General features: G+C 66.0%; 24 protein-coding genes. 9 read left to right on the top strand and 15 right to left on the bottom strand.

What is annotated here, in order from left to right:
* Positions 1-105: 105 nt before the first annotated feature.
* The 4 genes from J0I99_RS07550 to J0I99_RS07535 form a co-directional block, all read right to left on the bottom strand.
* Positions 106-1,629, bottom strand: coding sequence for a DEAD/DEAH box helicase (locus J0I99_RS07550; RefSeq protein WP_291396935.1), 1,524 nt, complete (start codon positions 1,627-1,629; stop codon positions 106-108).
* 913 nt (positions 1,630-2,542) lie between these two features.
* Entirely contained in the window at positions 2,543-3,340 is a 798-nt protein-coding gene (locus J0I99_RS07545; protein WP_291392620.1) for a molybdopterin-dependent oxidoreductase, read from the bottom strand.
* Entirely contained in the window at positions 3,337-4,311 is a 975-nt protein-coding gene (locus J0I99_RS07540; protein ID WP_291396934.1) for a cytochrome b/b6 domain-containing protein, read from the bottom strand. The genes J0I99_RS07545 and J0I99_RS07540 overlap by 4 nt, the downstream gene beginning before the upstream one ends.
* An 81-nt stretch (positions 4,312-4,392) precedes the next feature.
* The gene (locus J0I99_RS07535; RefSeq protein WP_291396933.1) at positions 4,393-4,704 is read right to left on the bottom strand and encodes a hypothetical protein; all 312 of its coding nucleotides are present in this window, start codon (positions 4,702-4,704) and stop codon (positions 4,393-4,395) included.
* A gap of 153 nt (positions 4,705-4,857) precedes the next feature.
* Between J0I99_RS07535 and J0I99_RS07530 the strand changes: the two genes are divergently transcribed.
* Together J0I99_RS07530 and J0I99_RS07525 are read left to right on the top strand one after the other, a co-directional pair.
* Complete coding sequence (locus J0I99_RS07530) at positions 4,858-5,415, top strand: sigma-70 family RNA polymerase sigma factor (protein WP_291396932.1); 558 nt, start codon at positions 4,858-4,860, stop codon at positions 5,413-5,415.
* Positions 5,408-6,049 carry a DUF1109 domain-containing protein gene (locus J0I99_RS07525; RefSeq protein WP_291396931.1) on the top strand — a complete coding sequence of 214 codons (642 nt, stop codon included), beginning with the start codon at positions 5,408-5,410 and terminating at the stop codon, positions 6,047-6,049. The genes J0I99_RS07530 and J0I99_RS07525 overlap by 8 nt, the downstream gene beginning before the upstream one ends.
* A 158-nt stretch (positions 6,050-6,207) precedes the next feature.
* Here J0I99_RS07525 and J0I99_RS07520 read toward each other — a convergent pair whose 3' ends face one another.
* Complete coding sequence (locus tag J0I99_RS07520) at positions 6,208-6,858, bottom strand: ThuA domain-containing protein (protein ID WP_291396930.1); 651 nt, start codon at positions 6,856-6,858, stop codon at positions 6,208-6,210.
* Between the two features lie 235 nt (positions 6,859-7,093).
* On the opposite strand from J0I99_RS07520, the gene J0I99_RS07515 reads away from it, so the two are divergent.
* Entirely contained in the window at positions 7,094-8,947 is a 1,854-nt protein-coding gene (locus J0I99_RS07515; protein ID WP_291396929.1) for a 5'-nucleotidase C-terminal domain-containing protein, read from the top strand.
* Positions 8,948-9,149: 202 nt separating this feature from the next.
* On the opposite strand, the gene J0I99_RS07510 is transcribed toward J0I99_RS07515, so the two are convergent.
* From J0I99_RS07510 to J0I99_RS07465, 10 genes are all read right to left on the bottom strand, one after another.
* Entirely contained in the window at positions 9,150-9,665 is a 516-nt protein-coding gene (locus J0I99_RS07510) for a GNAT family N-acetyltransferase (protein ID WP_291392607.1), read from the bottom strand.
* A 4-nt stretch (positions 9,666-9,669) separates the two neighbouring features.
* Positions 9,670-9,921, bottom strand: coding sequence for a GlsB/YeaQ/YmgE family stress response membrane protein (locus J0I99_RS07505; protein WP_291392605.1), 252 nt, complete (start codon positions 9,919-9,921; stop codon positions 9,670-9,672).
* A 61-nt stretch (positions 9,922-9,982) separates the two neighbouring features.
* Positions 9,983-10,606 carry a Crp/Fnr family transcriptional regulator gene (locus J0I99_RS07500; RefSeq protein WP_291392603.1) on the bottom strand — a complete coding sequence of 208 codons (624 nt, stop codon included), beginning with the start codon at positions 10,604-10,606 and terminating at the stop codon, positions 9,983-9,985.
* A 151-nt stretch (positions 10,607-10,757) separates the two neighbouring features.
* Positions 10,758-11,804, bottom strand: coding sequence for a Gfo/Idh/MocA family oxidoreductase (locus tag J0I99_RS07495; RefSeq protein ID WP_291396928.1), 1,047 nt, complete (start codon positions 11,802-11,804; stop codon positions 10,758-10,760).
* A gap of 26 nt (positions 11,805-11,830) precedes the next feature.
* The gene (locus J0I99_RS07490) at positions 11,831-12,877 is read right to left on the bottom strand and encodes a Gfo/Idh/MocA family oxidoreductase (RefSeq protein ID WP_291396927.1); all 1,047 of its coding nucleotides are present in this window, start codon (positions 12,875-12,877) and stop codon (positions 11,831-11,833) included.
* A 186-nt stretch (positions 12,878-13,063) separates the two neighbouring features.
* Positions 13,064-13,834 carry a ThuA domain-containing protein gene (locus tag J0I99_RS07485; RefSeq protein WP_291392628.1) on the bottom strand — a complete coding sequence of 257 codons (771 nt, stop codon included), beginning with the start codon at positions 13,832-13,834 and terminating at the stop codon, positions 13,064-13,066.
* A gap of 162 nt (positions 13,835-13,996) precedes the next feature.
* Positions 13,997-15,004 (bottom strand): ABC transporter ATP-binding protein, encoded by a 1,008-nt coding sequence (locus J0I99_RS07480; protein ID WP_291396926.1) that lies wholly within the window; start codon positions 15,002-15,004, stop codon positions 13,997-13,999.
* Between the two features lie 5 nt (positions 15,005-15,009).
* Positions 15,010-15,843, bottom strand: a complete 834-nt coding sequence (locus J0I99_RS07475) for a carbohydrate ABC transporter permease (protein ID WP_291393740.1) — start codon at positions 15,841-15,843, stop codon at positions 15,010-15,012.
* Positions 15,844-15,848: 5 nt separating this feature from the next.
* Positions 15,849-16,829, bottom strand: a complete 981-nt coding sequence (locus J0I99_RS07470) for a carbohydrate ABC transporter permease (protein ID WP_291396923.1) — start codon at positions 16,827-16,829, stop codon at positions 15,849-15,851.
* Between the two features lie 74 nt (positions 16,830-16,903).
* Positions 16,904-18,136, bottom strand: coding sequence for an ABC transporter substrate-binding protein (locus J0I99_RS07465; RefSeq protein ID WP_291393738.1), 1,233 nt, complete (start codon positions 18,134-18,136; stop codon positions 16,904-16,906).
* Positions 18,137-18,638: 502 nt separating this feature from the next.
* Between J0I99_RS07465 and J0I99_RS07460 the strand changes: the two genes are divergently transcribed.
* The 6 genes from J0I99_RS07460 (at position 18,639) to J0I99_RS07435 (ending at position 26,026) form a co-directional block, all read left to right on the top strand.
* Entirely contained in the window at positions 18,639-19,661 is a 1,023-nt protein-coding gene (locus J0I99_RS07460; protein WP_291396921.1) for a substrate-binding domain-containing protein, read from the top strand.
* Positions 19,662-20,335: 674 nt separating this feature from the next.
* Positions 20,336-21,445 carry an ABC transporter substrate-binding protein gene (locus J0I99_RS07455; protein ID WP_291393730.1) on the top strand — a complete coding sequence of 370 codons (1,110 nt, stop codon included), beginning with the start codon at positions 20,336-20,338 and terminating at the stop codon, positions 21,443-21,445.
* 57 nt (positions 21,446-21,502) lie between these two features.
* Positions 21,503-22,384 (top strand): ABC transporter permease subunit, encoded by an 882-nt coding sequence (locus J0I99_RS07450; RefSeq protein ID WP_291393736.1) that lies wholly within the window; start codon positions 21,503-21,505, stop codon positions 22,382-22,384.
* The gene (locus J0I99_RS07445; protein ID WP_291393728.1) at positions 22,381-23,169 is read left to right on the top strand and encodes an ABC transporter permease; all 789 of its coding nucleotides are present in this window, start codon (positions 22,381-22,383) and stop codon (positions 23,167-23,169) included. The genes J0I99_RS07450 and J0I99_RS07445 overlap by 4 nt, the downstream gene beginning before the upstream one ends.
* A 15-nt stretch (positions 23,170-23,184) precedes the next feature.
* The gene (locus J0I99_RS07440; protein ID WP_291396919.1) at positions 23,185-24,252 is read left to right on the top strand and encodes an ABC transporter ATP-binding protein; all 1,068 of its coding nucleotides are present in this window, start codon (positions 23,185-23,187) and stop codon (positions 24,250-24,252) included.
* A 265-nt stretch (positions 24,253-24,517) separates the two neighbouring features.
* Positions 24,518-26,026 (top strand): alkaline phosphatase family protein, encoded by a 1,509-nt coding sequence (locus J0I99_RS07435; RefSeq protein ID WP_291396918.1) that lies wholly within the window; start codon positions 24,518-24,520, stop codon positions 26,024-26,026.
* The last annotated feature ends 12 nt before the right edge of the window (positions 26,027-26,038 follow it).

The following is a 26,038-nucleotide window of genomic DNA, read 5'->3' as shown; positions in this document are numbered from 1 at the left end:
TCTGGTCGATGACCAACGGAGTATCGCGAGCTTCGTTCCTGTGCGCTTGCGCGAAGTCAAATCACCGGCCGTCATCCGGCCGGTGACAGGTTGCAGCAGTGGGACCTAGCCGGCGGCGCGGGCCGTCTCGGTGCGGCGATCCTTGGCCGCGTCCTTCTGCTTCTTGTTCCAGCGCGCCTTGCTGGCCTTGGGCGGCGTGGCCGGACCGGAGCCGGTCGGCTTCTCCCACCAGCCCGGCGCCGTGGCGCCGGCACCGCCGTTGCGGGAGATGTTCCCGCCCGTACCCGAACCGCCGCGCACCTGCTGCGCGTTGCCGCCGTCATGGCCACGGCGGCCTTCCACGATCGCCGCCTTCTTGGCGCCCGAGAAGTGCCGGCCGGCATTGGCCTGCTTGCGCTGCCCGGTGGCCGGCTGCCCGCCGCGGTTCTGCCCCTGCTTCGGCGCCGCCCTGGGGATCGGCTGCTTTACCACTTCGGAGGCCGGAATGACTTCGCCGCCGGCGCCCTTGAGCTCGCCGGAAATCGGCAGCGTGCGGCGGATCAGCCGCTCGACGTCGCGCAGCTTGCCGCGCTCGGTGCCATCGCACAGCGTGATCGCCGCGCCCGAAGCGCCGTTACGGCCGGTGCGGCCGATGCGGTGGACGTAGTTCTCCGGATCGTCCGGCAGCTCGTAGTTGATGACATGCGAGATGTTCTGCACGTCGATGCCGCGCGCCGCGATATCGGTGGCGACCAGCAGCCGCACCTCGCCCGAGGCGAAGCCCTTGAGCGCCGCCTGCCGGGCATTGTTCGACTTGTTGCCGTGGATCGCCGCGGCGTTGTGGCCGTCGGCCTCGAGGTTCTTGGCCACGCGGTCGGCGCCATGCTTGGTGCGCGAGAAGATGATGACGCGGCTCAGCGCCGGGTCCTGCAGCAGGGTGTTGAGCACCCCGCGCTTCTCCTTGGAACCGGAGAGGATGACGCTCTGCTCGATGGTGCCGACGGTCTGGGCCGGCGGATTGGCCTCGACCCGCACCGGATCGTTCAACAGGCCCTTGGCGAGATCGGCGATCTCGGGCGCCATGGTGGCCGAGAACATCGCCGTCTGCCGGCGCGGCCCGATGGCGGCGGCGATCTGCTTGACCGCGTTGATGAAGCCCATGTCGAGCATCCGGTCGGCCTCGTCGAGGATGAGCCAGCGCGTCTCGGTGAGGCGCAGCTTCCTGTCGTCGACCAGGTCCTTGAGCCGGCCCGGGGTCGCGATCACGACGTCGACGCCGCGGGCGATCTTCTGGATCTGCCCGCCGCGCGATGCGCCGCCGAGCACCAGCACGGTCGAGATCTTGGCGCCGCTGAGCTTGTGCAGCACTTCGTCGATCTGCACCGCGAGTTCGCGGGTCGGCGCGAGGATCAGCGCCCGGGTGGTCATCGGGTTCGGACGGCCCTTGAGCTCGGCGAGGCCGGCCAGGATCGGCAGCCCGAACGCCGCGGTCTTGCCCGACCCGGTCTGGGCGATGCCCATGATGTCGCGGCCCTGCAGCTGCGGCGGGATGGCCTTGGCCTGGATCGGGGTCGGCGTGTCGAACCCGGCGGCGGTGAGCGCGCTGACGAGCTGCGCGGAAAGGCCGAGTTCGGAGAATGAGTTTGTCAAAAGATATGCTTTCTGTGGCGCGCTCCGGGCCAATCGGTGCGCGTGTGCCGCCGGAGGGCCCATCTCGGGCTCGGCGTGATCAATCGATGCAATGGCAGCTGGATTGCCGCACGGTTGCGCTGTCTCCCGGTGGTCCGCCGTTTTGCGGAGCATTTCCGGGGCACTTCGCCGCTCACCGTCTTGGCCAGTAAGAAGAGAAGTCCATCGCCCGCTGAAGGGCGAATGGCCTGCATATGGGGGAAAGGCGCTGGAATAGCAAGGCAATTCGGGATTTTAGTGAGCAAGGGAGCCATGCGGTTCTGAGTTTGCGTGGCCGAAGCGACGTGCCCGACGGCGATCTCGCCTCGGGTTTCGCGTTAGTCGGGCGGGGACCGGCGCGGCGACAGCCAACGCGGAGCGTGCGCGGCTGGTTCTCTCCACACCCCTGTTACCAGGACGGGACCTGACCAGTCGGCCGGTTGCCCACGACACCGACCCGCCATGGGACGACTCCCATGACCCTCGATATCCCCCACCGTTCGTTCGTCGCGACCGCCGCCCGTGTGAAGGACTGGGAGAGGATAAGGGGGCTGGGCGGTGGGGGGACAAGATTTTTCTGGATCGTCCAGCGAGCGTGGCTACCCCCACCCTAGCTCTGCTAGCCCGCTGACGCGGTCAAGCGTCGCTACCAGCCATTCGAGCACAGCTCTCATGGCCTTCTCCCCTAAAATCGCTCCACCGGAGCGATTTTGCCTTCGGCACGGCTCGAAGCCCCACAAGGGGGAGGGAGACCCGACTGAGAGGCTTCGGTTCCTGCGTCTCCCTCCCCTCGACGGGGAGGGTAGTGGAGCCCCACGCTCCGAGTCGTGCGTCCCACGTTTCGCTGCATGACAGCTGGCGGGCGCCTAGCGCGAGGACGACGCGTCGCGTCCCCTCAAATTCCCCCATACCAGTCATACCCATGGTCCTCCCAATACCCGCCCTGCCCCAGGCCGTATTGGCTGAACCCGTCCGCCACCTCGATGGTGTGGACATACTTGGGCTGCTTGTAGCCGAGCGCCCGCTCGATGCGGATGCGGATGGGCGCTCCATTCTCCACCGGCAGCGCGCCGCCGTTGAGCCCGTAGGCCGCGATCGTCTGCGGGTGGTAGGCATCGATCAGGTCGGAACTCTCGTAGTACGGCTCGGGCTTCGACAGCCCTCCGCCCATCACGTCGTAGCAGTGGTAGACGATGAACTTCGCGCCCGGCTTGACTTTCGCCTCGTCGAGCAGCCGCCCCAGCGGCACCCCGGTCCACTTGGCGATGCAGCTCCAGCCCTCGACGCAGTCGTGCCGCGTGATCTGCGTGCGCGACGGCATGTTCTGGAGCTCGGCGAGCGAATACTCCTTCGGCGTCTCGACCAGCCCGGTGATCCGGAGCTTATAGCCGGCAAAGCCGTTCGCCTCGAGCGTCCGGTACTCGGCAACATTCTGACGCGGATCGGTCGAGCCGTTGGGCCGCTGCCCCTGCCGGATCTCGCTCTCCGAAAACTCCCGCGCCAGCGCCTGCTGCCCCACCAGCGCCCGTTGCGCCGCGTAGGTCAGGGAATTGGCCCGCTCAAGGAAATCGCGCACCGGATCGTTGCGCTGCCCAAGAAAGTCGAACTGGTCGCAGCCCGCCAGCACCAGCGACCCCGCCGAGGCTGCGCCGAGCCCGATCAGCCGGCGCCGATTGAGGATCAGCCCGCTCATTTCGACTTCTCCTGCCTGTTCGCGCCGGCTTGCTCCCCTCCCCCTTGCGGGGAGGAGTCAGGGGTGGGGATCTCGCGGCGACCACCGGACCTCCCCCTCCCTCGCTCCCTCCCCTCAAGGGGGAGGGAGGCGTCAGTGCCGGGGCTCGTCCTGTAATAACCCGTTATCATAGAGCGTAGTTCGTTGATCGGCCCCGCCAGCAGCACCATCGCGATGTGGATGACGAAGAACAACACCAGCAGGACCATCACCAGGAAATGGATGGTCCGCGCCGTCTGCCTCCCGCCGAACAGATCGATCAGCCAGGGCCAGCCCGCGTCCATCGTCGGCGACATGGCGAGCCCGGTGAGGATGATCAGCGGGAAGAGCACGAAGAACACGCCGAAATAGGCGAACTTCTGCAGCGGGGAGTAGCTGCGCCCGTGGTGGAACTTCAGCCGGGCATGGTCCCAGATGTCCCGGGGCAGCTCGCGGAAATCGCGCGGCTTGAGGATCACGTCGCGCCATAGATGTCCGTTGAGCAGGCTCGATATCGCCCAGATGCCAAGCGCGCCGACGAGGATCCAGGCGAAGAAGAAGTGCACCACCCGCCCCGTCGCGAGGTCGCGGAACGAGGGTATCGTGGCCCAGCCGGGGAAGCCGACGAAATTGGTAGTGCCGCGCAGCTCGCTCATCCCGAGCACGCCGGTGGTATCGAATTTCTGCCCGAACACGGTGGTGAAGCCGCGCGGGCCTTCCGGCGTGTTCTCCGCCCCGATCCTGAGGATCGCGTTGTCGAATTCGAAGCCCGACTGCTGGCCGACATAGAGCGCGGGGTGCGCGTTCCAGATCTGCAGCCCGCTGAGCAGCATGAAGAACAGCGCGATGGCCCACACCCAATGGGTGATGCGCGTCAGCACCGCCTGCCGATAGATCAGCGGTCCCTTGGCTGGCCTGTCGGCCTCCGGCTTACCCAGTGCCTGGTCGGTCATCGTTCCCTCCGGCACCGCTCCCCGCCTGCCCTGCCGAAGCAACGGCAGTTCGGGGAGCGATTGCACCCTATCACGTATAGTTTATTGCGCCGCCGGCGCCATGGCCCCGCCCGACATGGCGTCGCCGCTCATCATATCATCGCCCATCAGCAGGTTGTGCACGGTGTGGCAGGCCTTCTCGTCCTCGGTCTTGGTCGTGGCGTCGGTGGCCGTCGCCGCCTTCTCGAGGCACATGGCCATCATCTGGTCCGGCGTCATCATCATCGCGTCGGACGACATGGCGCCGCCGGACATGGCGTTGTCCTGCATCGGCGCCATGGCGTCTTCGGCACTGGCGCCACCGGCAACACCCATGGCGGCCACCAGGGCAAGGGCGGAAAGGATCGATTTCATCTGTGGTCTCCCGTTGGCCGCTCGGTTGCGGCGGTTACGGGGCTGAGTTCGCGTGCCACCGGCGGTCGGTTACCCTCGTCACGACGACGTGAATGGCGACATGCTCGTCGTCCCGGTGTAACCTTGCGAGGTCTCCACGCGAACAGAGTATCGATGAGCGTCCCCTCGGATATGGAAGCGCACCTGCGCCCCCTGATGCTGAAGGCGCTCGACGGCGATGCCGCGGCCTATCGCGCATTGCTTGAGGAACTGCGCCGCCATCTGAGGGCCTATTTCGCCCTCCGGCTGGCGCCCGCGCTCGCCGCCAATGGCGACGACTTGGTGCAGGAAACGCTGATGGCCATCCACACGCGACGGCTGACCTACGATCGCGCCCAGCCGTTCACCGCCTGGCTTCACGCCATCGCGCGCTACAAGCTGATCGACCATTTCCGCCGGAACAAGCTGCGCATGACCCTGCCGCTCGAGGAGGATGCCGCGATCTTCGCCACCGACGACAGCGAAGCCACCACCGCGCGCATGGATGTCGAGACAGTCCTTGCCACGATCCCCGGCAAGCCGGCCGAGCTTATCCGCCAGACGAGACTGGAAGGCGCATCGGTCGCCGAGGCTGCCGCCCGGCTCGGCATGACCGAGACGGCCGCCAAGGTTTCCATCCATCGCGGCCTCAAGTCGCTCGCCGCCCGCTTCGGAGGCAAGGCCGATGGCTGACGACCTGATCGACCACCTGGCAGCGGATCTCGCCCCAACCCCGCCCCGCACCCTCCAGCGGCGGCTGTTCGGCTGGGCGGTGCTGGGCGTTGCGGTCTCGGCGGTCCTCATGATCGCCTGGCTGGGCCTGCGCCCCGACCTGATGATCGCGATCGGGACCATGATGTTCTGGGTGAAGTTCGCCTTCACCGCGATCTTTGCCGCGCTCGGCGCCCTCGCCGCGCTCAACCTCGCCCGCCCCGGCGGCAGCATGATGCGCCAGGCGGTCGGCGTGGTGACCCTCGTTGCGCTGACCGGTGCGGCCGGCATCGTCCAGATGCTGGTGATGGGGCCGGGCGAGATGCGCACGCTCGTCTTCGGCGGCACGGCCCTGCTCTGCCCGTTCTACATCGTCGCCCTGTCGGTGCCGATCTACGCCGCCACCGTGTGGGCCATGCGCCGCGCCGCGCCCACCAACCTGCCCCTCGCCGGCTTCGCTGCCGGCCTATTTGCCGGCGGCGCCGCCACCTGGGTCTATGCCTTCCACTGCACCGAGAGCGGCATGCCCTTCATCACCCTCTGGTACACGACCGGCATCCTCGCCGCGGCGGTGCTGGGGGCCATCGTCGGCCGCTGGGCGCTGCGCTGGCGGTAACCTCCACTATCGGACTCGCCTGTCCACCGGGTCATCCCCGCGCAAGCGGGGATCTCTGTTTTGCCGCGCGCTTCGCAAACAGAGGTTCCCGCTTTCGCGGGAATGACCCCGTGATCGTGGCAACTGAGGTCACGGCCCGTGCAAGCTAACGGCGCGACTTACTCGGCCCGTGCCGCCCAGTTGATGCCACGCCGCAGGATCGTCGCCATGTGGGGGTTCTCGAACTCGGTGGCGCGGTGGCCCAGCGTCGAGTGGAACACCTTGCCGGCCCCGTAGAGCCGCTTCCACACCACCGGCATCACCACGCCCTTGGTCCAGGGTGCGTGCTCCCCCGAGAAGGTGGTGGTGGCCAGCACTTCGACCGACGGGTCCATGTGCATGTAGTACTGCTCGGACGTATAGGGGAAAGAGACCGGGATGCCAGCCATGATCGGGTCTTCGGGCTTCACCACGTCCACCGTGTAGTCGATGATGTTGCCCGGGTGCGCCACCCACTGGCCGCCGACCACGAACTGGTACTCCACCGCCTCGCGGAACGCATCGCTCATGCCGCCGTGGTGGCCGGCGAGGCCGACACCGCCCTCGATCGCCTTGACGAGGTTCTGCAACGGCTCCTTCTCGATCTTGCTCATGGTGTAGATCGGAATGATCAGGCTGAGCTCGTGGATCGCCGGATCGGCGAGCACGCCGAGGTCCGTCTCGACGCGCACCGAGTAGCCGTCCTCGTGCAGCCAGCGCCGGTAGATGGACGCGCACTCCTCGGGATCGTGCCCGTTCCAGCCACCCCAGACGATCAAAGCGCTGCGCATATTCGAACTCTCCGCACCCAAAAACGGGGCGGAGAGTACAAGAACCGGCCGGCCGTGGAACCCCCAAAAGCATCCGTAGGGACCCTTCCGCTGCGCCGCGATCCATAGTTAACTCGACCCTCCACTGGAGTTGCGGACGACGGCCAGAGGCAGCGGCAAGACCTGTTACACCGGCGTTGCATTGCAGTGCGAGAAGGGTCCGGGCCAACCGGATTTGAAGCAAAGGACAGGGATAATGAACAAGCTGTTGCTCGGCGCCTCGGCGCTCGCGCTGTCCGCCGGATTCTCCGGCGCGGCGCAGGCGGAATTCTCGCTCACCATCCTCCACATCAACGATTTCCACTCGCGCTTCGAATCGATCACCGGTTCCGATTCGACCTGCAACGCCGAGGGCGAGCAGAAGGGCGAGTGCTTCGGCGGCATCGCCCGGCTCAAGACCGCCATCGATGCCGAGCGCCAAAAGGCCAAGGCGGCGGGCGAGAACGTCGTGCTGTTCTCGGCCGGCGACGAGTTCCAGGGCTCCCTGTTCTACACCCAGTACAAGTCCGAGATCGTCGCCGACTTCATGAACCAGATCGGCTTCGACGCCGTCGCCACCGGCAACCATGAGTTCGACGACGGCCCATCCGAGTTCGCGAAGTTCATCGCTGCCGCCAAGTTCCCGATCATCGGCGGCAACTTCGACACCACGAAGGACGCCGACCTCAAGGGCCTGCCGCCCGGCGTCGTCGTGCTCAACATCGGCGGCGACAAGGTCGGCGTCATCGGTGCCACCACCGAGGACACCCCGGAAATCGCCTCGCCCGGCCCCAACGTCGCCTTCGAGAGCGTCACCGAATACGTCAAGGGCGCCGTCGGCGGGCTCGAGGCGGCCGGCATCGACAAGATCATCGTGCTGAGCCACATCGGCTACACCGTCGATCAGGACTTGGCCAAGGCCGTCTCCGGCATCGACCTGATCGTCGGCGGGCACTCGCACACCTTCCTGGGCGACGTGCCAGGCTCGGCCGGCCCCTACCCGACCCTGGTCAAGAACCCCGATGGCGTCGACGTGCCGATCGTCACCGCCGGCCAGTACGGCAAGGTGCTGGGCGAACTTAAGGTCACCTGGGACGACGCGGGCAAGCTCGTCTCGGCCACCGGCGCTCCGATCCTGCTCGACAAGTCGGTCAAGCCCGACCAGGGCTTCATCGACAAGGTCGCCGAGCTCGGCAAGCCGCTCGAGACGCTCAAGGCCGAGGTCATCGGCACCGCCACCGCCGCCATCCAGGGCGATCGCAACGTCTGCCGCGTCATGGAATGCTCGATGGGCAACCTCGTCGCCGACGCCCAGCTCGATCGCGTCAAGGACCAGGGCATCACCATCTCCATCGCCAACTCCGGCGGCCTGCGCGCCTCGATCGACGAGGGCCAGATCACCATGGGCGAGGTGCTGACCGTCCTGCCCTTCTCGAACACGCTCGCCACCTTCCAGATCGGCGGCGCCGACCTCGTCGCCTCGCTCGAGAACGGGGTCAGCCAGATCGAGGACGTGGCCGGCCGCTTCCCGCAGGTCGCCGGGCTCAAGTACACCTTCGACAAGTCCAAGCCGGTCGGCTCGCGCATTTCCGACGTGCTGGTCAAGGACGGCGACAGCTGGGTGCCGATCGATCCCGCCAAGACCTACGGCGTCGTCACCAACAACTACGTGCGCGGCGGCGGCGACGGCTACGAGCTCTTCGCCAAGAACGCCGTGAACGCTTACGACTTCGGGCCGCCGCTCGAGAAGGTCGTGGCCGACTTCATCGCCAAGCAGGGCGGCAGCTACACGCCTTATACCGACGGCCGCATCACCGACGCCTCCCCGATCGAGGCGCCGGCCGCCGAAGCTCCGGCAGCAGCTCCGGCGGCTCCGGCAACGACCGAGGCGCCCGCCGCAGCACCGACTACGGAAACCCCGGCAATAGCCCCCGCCACCGAGGCTCCGGCGATGGCCCCGGCCACTGATGCCCCAGCCATGGCTCCGACACCGGACGCCATGGCGCCGATGGCTCCGGCTCCCGATGCGATGGCCCCAATGGCCCCGGCCACCGAAGCGCCGAAGCAGTAAGCCAGCGGCCCTATGAAAATGCGAAGGGCGCCTCCTGGCGCCCTTCTGTTTGAGGCAATTCGCTCCCCCACGCACCGTCATCCCCGGGCGAAGACCCGGGGACCCAGCGATGCTGCGGCATCCCATGGGTCCGCGGGGCAAGCCCGCGGATGACGACTGATAGAGTGGTGGAAAGGGGCACGAACCGCAGAACGCAGCGGCTTCACCGCTCGAACAGCACGACCTTGTCGTCGCCATAGATCGTCCGGGCGAATTCCTTGAACCCCAGCCGTCCCGCCACCCGCATCGAGGCGAGGTTGTCGATATTGATCAGGCAGGTCATGCGCCGCCCCGGGAAGGCGCCCTCGGCCCAGCCGATCGCTCCCTGCATGGCCTCGGTGGCATAGCCCCAGCCCTGCGCCGAAGGCATCAGCGCCCAGCCGGCCTCGAGCGTGCCCTCGAGCGAAGGCGCGATGATCCGCCGCGCCTCGTGGAAGCCGGCCTCGCCCGCCAGCTGCCCGGACTCCTTCTCGATCACCGCGAAGAAGCCGAAGCCCATGTGCTGCCAGCCGCCGGCGCGGGTCAGGAACCGCTGCCAGGATTGCTCGCGCGTAAAACTGCGCCCGCCGATGAAATGCACGACGTCCGGATCGGCCCACATCGCCGCGAAGGCGTCGAAATCCTCGAGTGTGTAGCCGCGCAGGGTCAGCCGCTCGGTCTCGATGGTTGGAATGTTCATGGCGTCAGCGCGGCCGCGCCAGCTGGCGCCAGATCAGCAGCACGATCACCGAGCCGATCACCGCACCGATGAAGCCTGCCGCTTCGCCCGGCTGGTACCAGCCGATCGCCTGCCCCAGCCAGGTCGCGACCAGCGCCCCGACGATGCCGAGCACGGTGGTGAGGATGAACCCGCGGGGCTTCGGGTCGCCCGGTGTGATCAGCTTGGCGATGATGCCGACGATGAACCCGATGATGATGGCGCCCAGAATCCCCATCCGACCTCTCCTGCTCCGCGCTGATAGATGATGCCCGGGCGCGGCCGGGATGCAATGCCCGCTAGGCGGCCACCCTGGCTTTTTCGGCACGATCGAGGTTTTGGAACAACCTGTCGCTGACGAGCCGCAGGAAATAGAAGGCGAACTTGGGGTTCGAGAAATAGAGTTGCTTGACGCTGCTGTAGGACACGCTGCTGACCTTGCCGCTCTCCACGCAGACCAGCGTCATCGTTCGGCGGTTGCCGGGCGACAGGAAACCGAGCTCGCCAACCACGTCCCCGGCGCCGAGCGATATGGCTGCCTCGCGCAGCTCGAAGCGGCCACTCTCGAGCAACAGCAGATAGTCGGCCGAGTCTCCGGCCTTGAACAGCACGTCGCCCGCCGAATAGCTGCGCACCCGACCGAACGGCCGCAGCCAGTCGGCCGATAGTTCGCTGGTAGAAGCCGCCTCGTCGACCCGCCTGAGCAATTGCAGGACCTGCAGCAGGCGTACCACGTTGAGGGGCAGCAGGATTGCCTCGGTGACCAGTATCGGAAACGACTGAATAGCCGCACCGTAGATCAGGAAGAATATGGAGGACAGAATACCAACGATGCGCAGCGGCACGATCGTCCGCATCGAATAGCTGGCAATAGTCAGGGCAGTGCCGCCAAAGCCCACTAACTCGAAGAATGTATGTTCCATAACAGCCGATCACGCACGAGTATGTGAGACCATAACCGCACTGAATTGCAATGTCGCCCCCTCAACCCGCGCCCCGCCACCCCACCCGGAAACGGCGAGGGCGCCTCTCCGTCGGGAAAGGCGCCCCCATCGGGTTGCACGCTCTGGTCGCTCAGCCGACCGTCAGTTCCTTGCGCTCGAGCTCGGAAACCGTGGCGAGGTCGAGCACCCGCTGCAGTTCGGCGGCGTGGCGGAAGCTCGGCTCCTGCATGACGCCGGTCCGCACCGCCTCGGCGAAGCGCTGGTAGTTGGTCGGCACCGGCGGCACCTCGATTTCCTTCCAGGTGCCGTTCTCGATGTCCTCGCCCATGACCACGCGCAGCTTGCTCCAGTCATGCCGGTGCTGCACCTCGACGCTGCCCTTGTCGCCATAGACGCGCAGGCGCAGCTCGTTCATGTGGCCGGTGGCCCAGCGGCTGGCATGGATCACGCCCAGGGCGCCGTTGTCGAAGTCCACCGCCATGGTGAAGCTGTCGTTGGCGTCGAGGTCGTACTCGCCGATCTTGTTGCCCGGCGCCTTGTCGAAGGTCTTGAGCCGCGCGAACACGTGGTCGATGTCGAGGCCCGAGCCGTAGGAGGCGAAATCGAGGATGTGCACGCCGATGTCGCCGAGCACGCCGTTCGAGCCGTGCTTCTTGCTCAGCCGCCACAGCCACTGGCTTTCCGTGCGCCAGTCGCCCCAGGCCTTCGACACCAGCCAGCTCTGCAGGTAGCTCGCCTCGACATGCCGCACCGTGCCGATCTGGCCCGACAGCACGATCTCGCGCGCCTTCTGCAGCTGCGCGACGTTGCGGTAGGTCAGGTTGACCATGTTGATGAGGCCGGACTTCTCGGCCACGTCGACCATCTCGAAGGCCTTGGTCGCGTCGGTCGCCAGCGGTTTCTCGCAGAACACGTGCTTGCCCGCCTTGAGCGCCGCGATCGAGGTCGCGTGGTGCACCGAGTCCGGCGTCACGTTGGCAACGGCATCGAATTCGCCCCAGGCCAGCGCCGCATCGAGCGAGGCGAAGCCGTTCGGGATGTTGTGGGCGGCATTGAACTTCTCGAGCCGGGCGGGATCGGTGTCGACGCCGGCCACGACCGAAACGCCATCGATGGCGGCAAAGTGCTTGGCATGCTGGGCGGCCATGCCGCCGGTGCCGAGGATGAGCATACGCATTGCAGTGTTCCTTCAAAAGCCGGGCGCTAGACCCGGTGTTCCTTGCGATCGAGATCGGCAACGAGCGCCAGATCGAGAATTCTCTGCAGCCCCGCCGCATGCCGGAAGTCCGGGTCCTGCTGCTTGCCGGTCCGCACCGCATCGACGAAGCGCTGGTAGTTGGTCTTCACCGGCTCGGCCTTCACCTCGCGCCAGGTCGAGGTCGCGACATCCTCGCCGGCGCAGACCCTGAGCAGCGAGCCCCAGTGGCCGTGGCTGAGCTCCAGCCCGCCCTTGTTGCCGTAGACGCGCAGCCGCTGGTCGTTCGAATGCCCCGAGGCCCAGCGCGACGAGTGGATCGTACCGATGGCGCCATTGGCGAACTCGGCCGAGATGATGAAGCTGTCGTTGGCGTCGAGCACGTACTCGCCGATCCGGTCGCCCGGCACTTTCTGGAACGTCTGCAGCCGGCTGTTCATGGCGACGATCGGCTGGCCGATGGCGAAGGTGGTGAAGTCGAGGATGTGGATGCCGATGTCGCCCAGCGTCCCGTTCGACCCGTGCCCCTTGCTCAGCCGCCACAGCCACGTGCCGGACAGGCCCGCCGGATCGCTGAAATCGCGCAGCGCCAGCCAGTGCTGCAGGTAGCTCGCCTCGATATGCTTGACCTCGCCGATGGTGCCCGCCGCGATGATCTCCCGCGCCTTGTGCAGTTCGGCGACGTTCCGGTAGGTCAGGTTGACCATGTTGATCAGGCTGGCCTTCTCGGCCGCCTCCACCATCTCCATGGCGAGGCGGTAGTTCGGCGCCAGCGGCTTCTCGCAGAACACGTGCTTACCCGCCGCCAGCGCCTTCAGCGTCGTCGGATGATGGATCGAGTCCGGCGTGATGTTGTCCACCGCGTCGAAATCGCCCCACGCCAGCGCCTCGTCCAGCGAGGAAAACCGGTTCTTGATCCCGTACGTATCGCAGAAGCCTGCGAGATTCTCCGGGATGGTGTCGACGGCACCGACCATCTCCACGCCTTCGATGGTCTGGAAGGCCTTGGCATGGCTGTTGGCCATCCGGCCGGTGCCGAGGATGAGAAGACGCATGGTGCTTGATCCGTGGGGCAGTGGGTCCCCGGGTCAAGCCCGGGGATGACGGCGTAGAACTTCTAGCTCTGTGCACAGCGTGCAATCCGGCGACCGAAATCGCCCTTCCATCCACCGTCATCCCCGGGCCTGACCCGGGGACCCATGCGGTGGTGCGGATCGATCACGATGCGCGCACCTCAAACATCACTTCGGGTGGTGCGTCAGCTTGGCGCCGCGCTCGACGATCTTCTCGATCGCCTTCTCCACCGGCGTGTTCGGCGCCTTGAGCAGGTGCGCGTGGTTTTCCGGGTTATAGGCCCAGTTGACCGCGTTGCGTAGCACCTGGCCGACCGTCTTGTCGTGGTAGGTCGGATAGGTCTCGTGGCCGGGGCGGAAGTAGAAGATGTTGCCCGCGCCGCGACGATACGTGAGGCCCGAGCGGAACACTTCGCCGCCCTGGAACCACGACACGAACACCGTCTCGAGCGGCTCGGGCACCGAGAAGGGCTCGCCATACATTTCTTCGGTCTCGAGCTCGAAATAGGCCGGCAGTCCCCTGGCGATCGGGTGGCCCGGGTTCACCACCCAGATGCGCTCGCGCTCGCCGGCCTCGCGCCAGTGCAGGTTCGCGGGCGTTCCCATCAGGCGCTTGAACACCTTGGAGTGGTGGCCCGAGTGCAGGACGATCAGGCCCATGCCCTCCCAAACGCGCTGTACCACGCGCTCGACGATCTCGTCCTTCACCTCGCCATGGGCGGCGTGACCCCACCACACCAGCACATCGGTGTTGGCGAGCTTATCGACCGTCAGCCCGTGCTCGGGATCCTGAAGGGTTACCGTGGTCGGAGCGAGGTTCTTGTCCTCGCCGATCAGCTTGGCGATCTGGCCGTGCATGCCAATGGGGTAGTTCTCGGCCACGAACTTGTTCTTCTGCTCGTGGACGTTTTCGCCCCAGACGGTGACGCGGATCGGCATGGTGGTCTCCTTGAACTCGTGGAAAGGGCCGGACATGGCGCCGGCCCGAGGTCTTCCAAAGCGGTTTGGTTGAAGCGATTCAGTGCCTCGACAGGCCGGCCTTGGCAATCCAGGCGCGGCGAAAATCAGGGCCGTGCGGCAATTTTGCCGCCCGGCGGAACGTCAGTTCTTCAGTGGCTTGCCGGCCTGGTCGAAGCGGTAGACGCGGCCGGGCTGCGGCGCGATCGAGATCGCGTCGTCCGGCGCATGCTTGCTGGTGCCGTCCTCGCGCACGATTACCGGCTCGTCCGTGCCGATGTCGACATAGGTATAGCTGTCCGAGCCGAGGTTCTCCGAGTGGATCACCTTGCCTTTCCAGGCGCCCTCGCGATCGGTGATGTCGATGTCCTCGGAGCGGACGCCGATCGTGGTGGCCCCGAACTTGCTCGCGATCTCGCCGTTGAGGAAGTTCATCTTGGGCGAGCCAATGAAGCCGGCGACGAACAGCGACTGCGGGTTCTGGTACAGTTCGAGCGGCGTGCCCACCTGCTCGATCATGCCGTCGCGCAGGACGCAGATCCGGTCGGCCAGCGTCATCGCCTCGACCTGGTCGTGCGTCACGTAGACCATCGTGGTGTTGTTCATCTGGTGGTGGAGCTTGGCGATCTCGAGCCGGGTGGCGACGCGCAGTGCGGCGTCCAGGTTGCTCAGCGGCTCGTCGAACAGGAACACCTTGGGATCGCGCACGATGGCGCGGCCGATGGCGACGCGCTGGCGTTGGCCGCCCGACAGCTGCTTGGGCAGGCGCGCCAGGTACTGGCCGATCTGCAGCATCTCGGCCGCCTTCTCGACGCGCTCCTTGATCGCATCCTTGTCGGACTTGGCCAGCTGCATGCCGAAGGCCATGTTCTCGTACACCGTCATGTGCGGGTAGAGCGCGTAGCTCTGGAACACCATGGCGATGCCGCGCCGAGACGGCGCCAGCGCGTTGACGAGCTGTCCGTCGAAATACATCTCGCCCGAGGTGATGTCCTCGAGCCCGGCCATCAGGCGCAGCAACGTGGACTTGCCGCAGCCGGACGGGCCGACGAAGACCATGAACTCGCCCGAGTGGATCTCGAGGTCGACGCCCTTGATCACATCGACCAGGCCAAAGGACTTCCGGATGTTCTTGAGTTCGATACGCGCCATGGTTCTTAGCCCTTTACGCCGCCGGCGGTCAGGCCGGATATGATCTTGCGCTGGAAGATGAGGACGAGGATCACCAGCGGCACGGTGACGATCACCGACGCCGCCATGATCGCGCCCCATGGAATTTCATGCTGCGTGCCGCCCGAGAGCAGCGCGATCGCCACCGGCACCGTGCGCGTCGCATTCGACGAGGTGAAGGTCAGCGCGAACAGGAACTCGTTCCACGCCCCGATGAAGGCGAGCAGGCCTGTCGTCACCAGCGCCGGCCACATCAGCGGCATGAACACCTTGGTGATGATGACCCACGGGGTCGCGCCATCGACGATCGCCGCTTCCTCGATCTCGATCGGCAAGTCGCGCATGAAGGTGGTCAGCACCCACACCGTGAACGGCAGGGTGAAGATCGTGTAGGAAAAGATCAGCGCCCAGGGCGTGTTGTAGATGCCGAGGAACCGGATCACCTCGAACAGGCCGGCGAGCACCGCGATCTGCGGGAACATCGACACCGCGAGGATCGTCATCAGGATGATCCCCCTGCCCCGGAACCGCACGCGGGAAAGCGCAAACGAGGCGGTGATGGCGAGGAACAGGGCCAGCAGCACCGTCACCGCCGCCACGAATACCGAGTTCAGCACGTTGCGCGGGAAGTCACCCACGTTCAGCACGGCACTGTAGTTGTCGAGAGAGAACGACGTCGGCAGGTAGGTGACGCGGAACAGGTCCGTGCCTGATTTGAAGCTGGTGAGGATGGCGTAGTAGAACGGGAATACCGCCACCACCACGATGAAGATCACCAGCGCATAGAAGGCCACACGCTTGGTTATGGCCCACAGGTCCATGGTCATCAGCGATCTCCCCCGTCGAACCTGACCTTGCCCAGCCAGATATAGAGCCCAGTCATCACCGCGATCAGCAGGAACAGCAGCGTCGACTGGGCCGAGCCATAAGCGAACTTGTCGAAGTCGAAGAGGTTCTCGCGGCTGATCACCGACATGGTCTTGGTGGCCGAGCTGTTGGGCGTCAGCACGTAGATCAGGTCGAAGATGCGCATGGCGTCGAGCAGGCGGAAGATCACCGCCACCATCACCGCCGGACGCACCAGCGGCAGCGTCACCCTGAAGAAGACCTTGACCGGATGCACGCCGTCGATCCTGGCCGCCTCATAGACATCCTTGGGCACCATCTGCAGGCCGGCGAGGATCAGCAGCGCCATGAACGGCGTCGTCTTCCAGATGTCGACGATCAGCACCGCAGTCATCGCCGTGTCGGCGGAAGCCGTCCACGCCACCTTCTGGCTGATGATGCCGAGGTTGAGGAACAGGTCGTTGATGATGCCGAACTGGTCGTTGAGCATCCAGCTCCACATCTTGGCCGAGACGATCGTCGGGATGGCCCAGGGGATCAGGATGGCAGCGCGAACGATGCCGCGGCCCTTGAATTCGGCGTTGAGCACCAGCGCCACGATCATGCCGATGACGGTCTCGAGCGTCACCGAGATCACCGCGAAGCGCAGCGTGTTGCCGACTGCGTTCCACCACGCCGGATCGACCAGCAGGCCCGAGAACACGGTGCGCCCGCTCTTCAGCGTCGTCCAGCTGAGGTAGTTCTTGAAGCCGACGAAGTCGCCGCCATAGAGGTTGTTGAGCGAGGTGTTGGTGAACGAGAAATAGATCGTCCTGAGCAGCGGCCAGCCCGCCACGATCGCCAGCGCCACCAGCATCGGCACCAGGAACCACATCGCCGCTGCGACGCGCGACTTCATCAGTTCGGACTGGATCCGGGGCGTGCTGCGGACGGCCGGTCCGGCGGTGGCTTCAACGGTCATGGACGCGTCCCCTGCTGCAGGAAAGTCGGGCGCGGGCAGCATACGCCGCCCACGCCGCATCGTCTCGGTCGAGCTTACCAGCCGGAGCCCTTGAGCTCGGTCAGCTTGGCTTCCAGCAGCTCGAGGTTGTCGGCACCGCTGCCCTTGCCCGACAGCGTATCATGCACGGCCGACCAGAACAGCGAAGACACTTCGTTGTACTTGAGCTTGGTCGGGCCCGACGGACGCGGCACGGCGTTCAGGAACACGTCCTTCCACAGCGGGATGATCGGCGCCGCCGCGGCGACATCCGGATCGTCGTAGGTAGCCATCAGCGTCGGCAGGTTGGTCTGCTCGATGGCGCGGCGCTTCTGCTCGTCGGGCGAGGACAGGAACTTGACGAGGCGGATGGCCGCGTCCTGGTCCGGCGAGTACTTCGACACCGCGAGGTTCCAGCCGCCGAGCGTAGCGGCCGGGCTGTCGCCCTCGGCGCCCACCGGCAGGGTAGTCACGTCGAACTTGCCCTTGACGGCCGAGTCCGCGCCATTGCCGAGGCCATAGGCGTAGGGCCAGTTGCGCATGAACACGGAATTGCCGAGCTGCCACACGCCGCGGCTTTCTTCTTCGCCGTACGACAGCACGCCTTCCGGCGAGATCGTGCCGACCCAGCCCTTGGCCCGGTCGAGGGCCGCAGCGGCCTTCGGGTTGTTGATCGAGATCGTGCCATCGGGCTCGACGATCTGGCCGCCGCCCGAGGACTTCACCCACTCGAGCGCATCGCAGGTCAGGCCTTCATAGGCGTTGCCCTGCCACACGAAGCCCCACATGTCCTTGTTGCCGGCGGCGCGCTCGCCGTCCATGATCTCCTTGGCCGTGGCAGCCAGCTCGTCCCAGGTCTTGGGCACGGGCTTGTTGTACTTCTCGAGCAGGTCCTTGCGGTAGTAGAGCGCCGGGGCGTCGGTGAACGAGGGCAGCGCCACCAGCTTGCCGTTGGCAGTCTGGGACTCGACGATCGCCGGGAAGTAGCCGCCGATGATGTCCTTGGTCGCCTCGGTGAGGTCGGTGAGGTGATCGGCGAGCTGCGGCGCCCAGATCACGTCGGTGGTGTAGACGTCGATGTCGGCATTGCCGGCCGCCAGCCACAGCTTGTACTGGCCGAACTGGTCGGTGGTCGACGACGGCATCGGGACGATCGTCACCTTGTCTTCCGGATACTGCGCCATGTAGCGGTCGACCTGCGACTGCAGGAACTTCAGGCCCGTACCGGTGTCGCCGAGCACGATCTGCAGGTCGGCGGCCTGGACCGTCGCGACGGCCGACACGCTCATCAGCAGGCCCAGCATCAAGGACTTCATTGTCATTATCTTCCTCCCAAGGGACAGGTGTGACTGGGAGGCAGCCAAAGACGATCGGTCGCCCCAAGGCGCTGATCGAAAACGGTCTCCTCCCATCAAAGCGCCCGGATGTGAGGGGTAGCCCCCTCGCTAAAGGCTTTCAAAGCGCTTTGAAGCGAAAGTAGCCAGAGCCCTCAATTTCTGTCAAGCTGGATTCGGGTGCCAATCGTTAACACCGATCGACACGAGACAAATCGCTAAGTCTTATCAGCATGTTGCAAGGATTGTCGGATTAACGCCGCTTCCCCGCCGACTGCCCTGCTGAGGTACGACCCTCACGAAATCTCCCCGGAACGTCGCACTTGCGTTTGCGATTCAAATCGCTTTGAATGCGACTGTCGGAGGCGGGGGACGTCCGCCGTCATGGCTCTGGCCGGGGCTTGATACGCAGGCGGCAGACCGCCTCGAACGCTGTTGGACGAGCACGATTTTGGTTATGAAACTCAAGGACTTGGCCGAGGAACTCGGGCTGTCGCAGACGACTGTGAGTCGCGCGCTGAACGGCTATCCAGAGGTCAACGAGGCGACCCGCCAGCGCGTCAGCGAGGCGGCCCGTCGGCACGGCTACCGGGCGAACGTGAGCGCCCGGCGCCTGGCCACCGGTCGGTCGGGCGCGATCGGCGTCACCCTGCCCCTGCAGCGCTCGCTGCATTTCGGCCCGCACACTTCCGAGTTCCTCTCCGGCATTTCCGAGCGCCTGGCGCAGTACGAGATCGACATCGTCGTCACCCCGATCGACGCCGACGACGAGATTCCGGTGTTCCGGCGCCTCGCCGCCTCCAGGCGCGTCGACGCGCTCGTGCTCTCCGCGCCGACGCCGGATGACGAGCGCATCGCCGCGCTCACCGAACTGGGCATGCCCTTCCTGCTGCATGGCCGCGCCGACAACGTGACGATCCCGCACGCCTGGCTCGACATCGACAACGAAGGCGCCTTCCACCGCGCCACCAGCCACCTGCTCGACCTCGGCCATCGGCACATCGCCATGATCAACGGCCCGCTCGACCAGACTTTCGCCATCCATCGCGACCGCGGCTTCCGCGCCGCCATGCAGGCGCGCGGCCTCACCCCCGATCCGCAGTTGATCGGCGGCGGCCGCTTCACCGACGAGAACGGCTTCCGCCTGGCCCAAGCCTTCCTCGAGCGCCGGCCGCGCCCCACCGCCTTCCTGGCCGGCTCGATGATGACGGCGCTCGGCGTCTTCCGCGCCATCCGCGCCGCCGGCCTCGAACTGGGCAAGGACGTCTCGATGATCGCGCACGACGACGTCTTTCCCTATCTCAACGCCGACAACATGGTTCCGTCCATGTCGACGACCCGCTCCTCTATCCGCGCTGCCGGCGCCCGCATCGCCGAGCTCCTCCTGCAGATGCAGGAAGGCAAGCCGCCGGGCTCGATCCACGAACTGTGGCCGGTGGAACTGGTATTGCGCGAGAGCACGGGGCCGGCGCCGAAATAGGCAGCGGGGACGGCTCCGGCCTGGTGCGACACGCCCTATGAACCCAGCCGCCGGAGGGCCGGTACGGGTCCCGCCGTCGCTGGCGACAGCGAGACCCGCGATTAGGGATATGACCGGGAAACGGTCAGGCGCTTGTGCATGTCTCGCACCCTGGGCTTCCCGGCCATGGCGCTGGATGAAAGTCGGCTGAGAGGATTCTGTCCACCCACCCCGCCGACAAACCTTTGGAAAACCAGAGCAACTGGAACGCGGCCTGCGGATCGATGCGGCTGGCGGACCGGCTCGGGTCTCATCGCGGCAGCAGCTTTCCACCGCCCGATTCTGCGCATCGAGCACCAGCCCATCCTAGTATCCGGCGAGTTTCGCCGACCCGAGACGGCAACAGCCCCCGGTTTGCAGCGCCTCCGCGAGGCGACGCGTCCCTCGCGTCCGACATCTCGACTCCCTTGCGCAAAACGGGCACTGTCATAAATGTCACAAATGGTTCCGGAGGGGGTCTGACAGTCGCAAGGGCAGCAATCGCGGGGGTTTCGCGTCGCTGCTGGCAGACCAGTGCATCATCCGCCTTGGGGCGGATGTCATGCGCCTGTCACACGGCCAAAATAGGCAGTGCGCGGCTTTTGGGGCTCCTCCCGAGTCAGGACAAGAAGCCAGAATTCCAGGGAGACACATAGATGCACATCAAGAACGTGCTCGCCGCTTCGGTTTCGGTCGCAGCCCTTGTCGCTTCGACCTTCACCGCCATGGCGCAGACCGACCTCAACGCGCTGTACGAAGCCGCCAAGGCCGAAGGCCAGCTCACCACCATCGCGCTGCCGCATGACTGGTGCGGCTACGGCGCCGTGATCGACGCCTTCAAGGCGAAGTATCCGGGCATCACAGTCAATGAACTGAACCCCGACGCCGGCTCGGCCGACGAGATCGAGGCGATCAAGGCCAACAAGGGCAACACCGGCCCGCAGGCCCCCGACGTCATCGACGTCGGCCTGTCGTTCGGCCCGTCGTCCAAGGCCGACGGCCTGATCCAGCCCTACAAGGTCTCGACCTGGGACACGATCCCGGACTCGGCCAAGGACGCCGACGGCTACTGGTACGGCGACTACTACGGCGTGCTGTCGTTCCTCGTGAACACCGACCTCGTCGCCACCCCGCCGACGAGCTGGGCCGACCTCAAGAAGCCGGAATACGCCAACGCCTTCGCGCTCGCCGGTGATCCGCGTGCCGCTAACCAGGCGATCTCGGGCGTGCATGCCGCCGGTCTCGCCACCGGCGCCGCCGCTGGTGCTGACGCTGGCAAGGCCGGCCTCGACTTCTTTGCCGAGCTCAACAAGGCCGGCAACTTTGTGCCGGTGATCGGCAAGGCGGCCTCGGTCGCCCAGGGCACGACGCCCATCGTCGCCGCCTGGGACTACAATGCCCTCGCCTGGAAGGACGGCTTTGCCGGCAATCCCAAGGCCGAAGTGATCGTGCCGTCCGACGCGGTCGTCGCCGGTGTCTACATCCAGGCCATCTCGGCCTACGCCCCGCATCCGAATGCGGCCAAGCTGTGGATGGAGTACCTCTACTCGGACGAAGGCCAGCTCGGCTGGCTCGCGGGCTACTGCCACCCGATCCGCTTCAACGATCTCGCCGCGCGCGGCGCGATCCCGCAGGATCTGCTGGACAAGCTGCCGCCGGCCGAGGCGTACGCCAAGGCCGTGTTCCCGACGCTCGACGAACAGGCTGCCGCCAAGGAAGCCATCACCACCCAGTGGGACAGCGTGGTCGGGGCCAACGTCCAGTAAATGAACAGTGTCAGCTCCGTGGCTGACACCGCGGCCGGCCCGGTTTCGACCGGGCCGGTGGCGCGCGTCGGCGGGAATCCGTTTCGCTTCCTGACGACTCTCCGGCCGGGCGACATCCTCGCCATCGCGCCGTTCATCCTGTTCGCGCTGTTGTTCCTGGTCATGCCCACGCTGGGCCTCGTGGTCGGCGCCTTCCAGGATGCCAACGGCAACTTCACCTTCGACAATATCCTGCAGCTCGGCGGCCCGCAGATCGTGGCCTCGTTCTGGATTTCGATCCGCGTCTCGGCCGCCTCGGCCGTCCTTGGCGCCCTGATCGGCCTGGCCATCGCCATGGCCATCATCCGCGGGCGCCTTCCCGAGTTCATCCGCTCCTCGGTGATGACCTTTTCAGGCGTCGCCTCCAATTTCGCCGGCATCCCGCTCGCCTTCGCCTTCCTCGCGACGCTCGGCCGGCTCGGTCTCGTCACCGTCCTGTTCAAGACGCTGTTCGGCTTCGACCTGACCCGCTCTTTCAACATCCTCAGCTTCTGGGGCCTGACGGTCACCTACCTCTACTTCCAGATCCCGCTGATGATCCTGATCATCGCGCCCGCCATCGACGGGCTGAAGAAGGAATGGAGCGAGGCCGCGGCCACGCTCGGCGCGACGCGGTTCCAGTTCTGGCGCCATGTCGGCTTCCCGGTGCTGTGGCCCAACCTGCTCGGCACGCTGTCGCTGCTGTTCGCCAACGCCTTCGGCGCCATCGCCACCGCCTACGCCCTTACCGGCTCGTCGCTGAACATCGTGCCGATCCTGCTCTACGCCCAGATTCGCGGCGACGTGCTGCACAACCCCGGCCTCGGCGCCGCCCTGGCGCTCGGCATGATCGTCATCACCGCGCTCGCCAATGTCATCTACCTCGTGGTCCGTACGCGGGCCGAAAGGTGGCTCAAATGAAGCAGGGCAAGCTCTGGAGCTGGGTGATCTTCATCCTCGGCGCGCTCTATTTCCTCGTGCCGCTCTACGCCACCTTCGATTTCTCGCTGCACATCCGGCGCGACCATCTCTCGTTCGATGCCTACGCCAACGTGCTCAACGACCCGCGCTTCCAGGCGGCGTTCAGCTACTCGCTGATCATCGGCGCGGCGGCCATCGTCGTCGGCCTGCTGCTCGTCGTACCGGCCGCCTACTACGTGCGGCTGCGCGCCCCGCACCTCAGGCCGATCATCGAGTTCATCACGCTGCTGCCGTTGATCATCCCGGCGATCATTCTCGTGTTCGGCTACATCCGGATGTACAACACGTCTTCGCTCATCCCGCTGCTCGGCACCAATTTCGGCAGCGACGTGCTGCTGACCCTGGCCTATGTCGCCCTCGCGCTGCCCTACATGTATCGCGCCGTCGACACGGGCCTGCGCACCATCGACGTCCAGACGCTCACCGAGGCGGCCAACATCCTCGGCGCCAACCAGGCGACGATCATCGCGCGCGTGATCTTCCCCAACATCATTGTGGCCGTGCTGTCGGGCGCCTTCCTCACGTTGGCCATCGTCATCGGCGAGTTCACCATCGCCAGCCTGCTCAACCGGCAGGTGTTCGGCGTCTACATGCAGAATGTCGGCGCCAACCGCGCCTATGAACCCTCGGCGCTCGCCGTCATCTCGTTTGTCATCACCTGGGGCGCCATGGGGATGATCCAGCTGCTCGCCCGCTTCGCTCCCAAGACCGCCCGCCTGGACTGAACTCAAGGACTCGAAATGGCCGAGGAATTCCTCCGTATCGACAAGCTGGTGAAGAGCTTCGGCGGCATCCCCGTGGTGAAGGGCGTCGACCTCGGCTTCAACAAGGGCGAGTTCGTCTCCCTGCTCGGCCCCTCCGGCTGCGGCAAGACCACCATCCTCCGGATGATCGCCGGCTTCGAGCGCCCGGACTCGGGCCGCATCGTCGTCGAGGGCAACGACATCGCCCACCTGCAGCCCAACCAGCGCAAGATCGGCATGGTGTTCCAGGCCTATGCGCTGTTCCCCAACATGAATGTCGCCGAGAACGTCGGCTTCGGGTTGAAGATCGCCGGCATGCCTAGGCCGCAGCGCGAGGCCCGCGTCGAGGAGATGCTGAAGCTGATCGGCCTTTCCGGCTACGACAAGCGCTTCCCGTTCGAACTCTCGGGAGGCCAGCAGCAGCGCGTCGCCCTCGCCCGTGCCCTGGCGCCCAGCCCGCGCATGCTGCTGCTCGACGAACCCCTGTCGGCCCTCGACGCCAAGATCCGCGTCTCGCTCCGCGAGCAGATCCGCGAGATCCAGCGCGAGCTCGGTATCACCACCGTGTTCGTCACCCACGACCAGGAAGAGGCGCTGTCGATCTCCGACCGCATCGTCGTGCTCAATGCCGGCAGCGTCGAGCAGTTCGGCCAGCCCTTCGAGATCTACAACCGCCCGCAGACGAAGTTCGTCGCCACCTTCGTCGGCCAGCTCAACACGCTCAACGCCACCGTCGCCAACGCCGGCCAGAAGACCGTCACGGTGGGTGGCGCGACCGTCACCATCCCCAGCCTGCCGGCCACGCTGCGGGACGGCGAGGCCGTGGCGCTGACCATGCGTCCCGAGGCCGTCTCGCTCGCCGACGGCGCCACGCGCGACATCGTGCTCGACGGTAAGGTGGCCGAAGTCCACTTCCTCGGCTCCGTGATCCGCCTCAAGGTCGACCTGGGCGACAACGCCATCAGCCTCGACACCTTCAACGACCAGCGCACCCCGCCTCCCCCGCACGGCGCCCCGGTCCGCATCGGCATCGCCTCGAGCGACGTGCTGGTGCTCGGGAACTAAGGCCCGAGGTCGGCTCCCTGGCCGCCACCCCACCGGGTCATCCCCGCGAAGGCGGGGAACTCAGTTTGCGGCGGTAAGGGCTGCACCAGAACAGAGGTTCCCGCTTTCGCGGGAATGACTCCGTGGGTTGTGCGGCAGACTGGAGAGCTTCTCAGGTCCTCCCCTCCCTCCCCCTTGTGGGGAGGCTAGCGTCGCTAGTCGCGAAAGCGACCTGGCAAAGCTAGGGTGGGGTAAGTACCACGCGCTGCAGCCAGAGGCCGCCCCAATGAACATCCTCTTCATCACCGCCGACCAGTGGCGCGGCGATAGCACCGGCTATGCCGGCCACCCCGTCGTGCGCACTCCCAACCTCGACGCGCTCGCCGCCGAGGGCACCGCCTTCCTGCGCCACTACGCCCAGGCCGCGCCCTGCTCCCCCGCTCGGGCGGCGCTCTATACCGGGCTCTACCAGATGAACAACCGGGTCTGCCGCAACGGCAGCCCGCTTGCCGACCGCTTCGACAACATCGCCAGGGCAGCGCGCCGCGCCGGCTACGATCCGACGCTGTTCGGCTATACCGACGTCTCGCCTGACCCGACCGGCCGCGATCCGCGCGATCCCGCCCTCACCACCTACGAGGGCGATCTCCCCGGCTTCACCACCCGTGTCAAGCTGCCCGAGCACGAAAAGGCCTGGCTGAGCTGGCTGCGCCAGCAGGGCCTCGAGCTCGGCGGCAAGCCCGAAGCCGATTTCTCCGTAGGCGCCGAGCCGGGCAGCGTGAGCAACGCGCCACCGGCCTACAATTCCGAGCAGACCCAGACAGCATTTATCGCTTCGGAGTTCACCCGCTGGCTTTCCGAACAGGATTCCGGCCGTTCATGGTTCGCGCATCTGTCGTTCATCCGGCCGCACCCGCCGTTCATCGTGCCCGCGCCGTACAACAGCATGTATGACCCCGATGACGTCGGCCCCTTCGCCCGCGCCGCCTCGGTCAAGGCCGAAGCCGCCAGCCATCCGCTGGTCGATTTCGCCCTGCGTACCACCGAGCGCCACCACTTCATCCCCGCCGCCACCGGCCTCGTCGCCGATTGGTCCGAAGCCGAGTTTCGCCAGATCAAGGCCACCTATTTCGGCATGATCAGCGAGGTCGACGCCCAGCTCGGCCGCATCTTTTCCACCCTGCGCGCCCGCGGCGAGTGGGACGACACGCTCGTCGTCTTCACCTCCGACCACGCCGAGATGATGGGCGACCACTTTACCCTCGGCAAGGGCGGCTATTTCGACCAGAGCCAGCACATCCCCCTGATCGTGCGCCTGCCCGGCGCCCGGCCCGGCCGCGTCGAGGCCTTCACCGAATCCGTCGACCTTTTCCCGACCCTGCTCGACCTGCTCGAGGTCGAACCGAGTCACCATCCGGACGGCCGCTCCCTCCTGCCGCTGCTCGGTGGCGACGTCCCTGCCGACTGGCGCGATGCCGTCCACTGGGAGTTCGATTTCCGCGACGTCGTCGACGGCACGGCCGAGGCCTGGTTCGGTGCCCGCTCGACCCAGTTGAACCTCGCCGTCATCCGCACCGCAAAGTGGAAATACGTCCATTTCCCCACCCTGCCGCCGCTGCTCTTCGATCTCGAAAAAGATCCATCTGAAGTTCATGACCTTTCGTCGGACCCGGCCCATGCCAAGGTCAGACTTCAGATGGCCGAAAGGCTGCTCGCCTGGCGCAGTCTACACCTCGACCAGACCCTCGCGCTCAAGATGTTGACCGACAAAGGGGTGGTGACGGGGCGGGGATAAGTCCCTAACTTG

This window comes from Devosia sp., assembly GCF_017307495.1.
Taxonomy (GTDB): Bacteria; Pseudomonadota; Alphaproteobacteria; order Rhizobiales; family Devosiaceae; genus Devosia_A.
The sequence above is the reverse complement of the archived record's forward strand: the minus strand, read 5'-3'. Positions and strand labels throughout refer to the sequence as shown.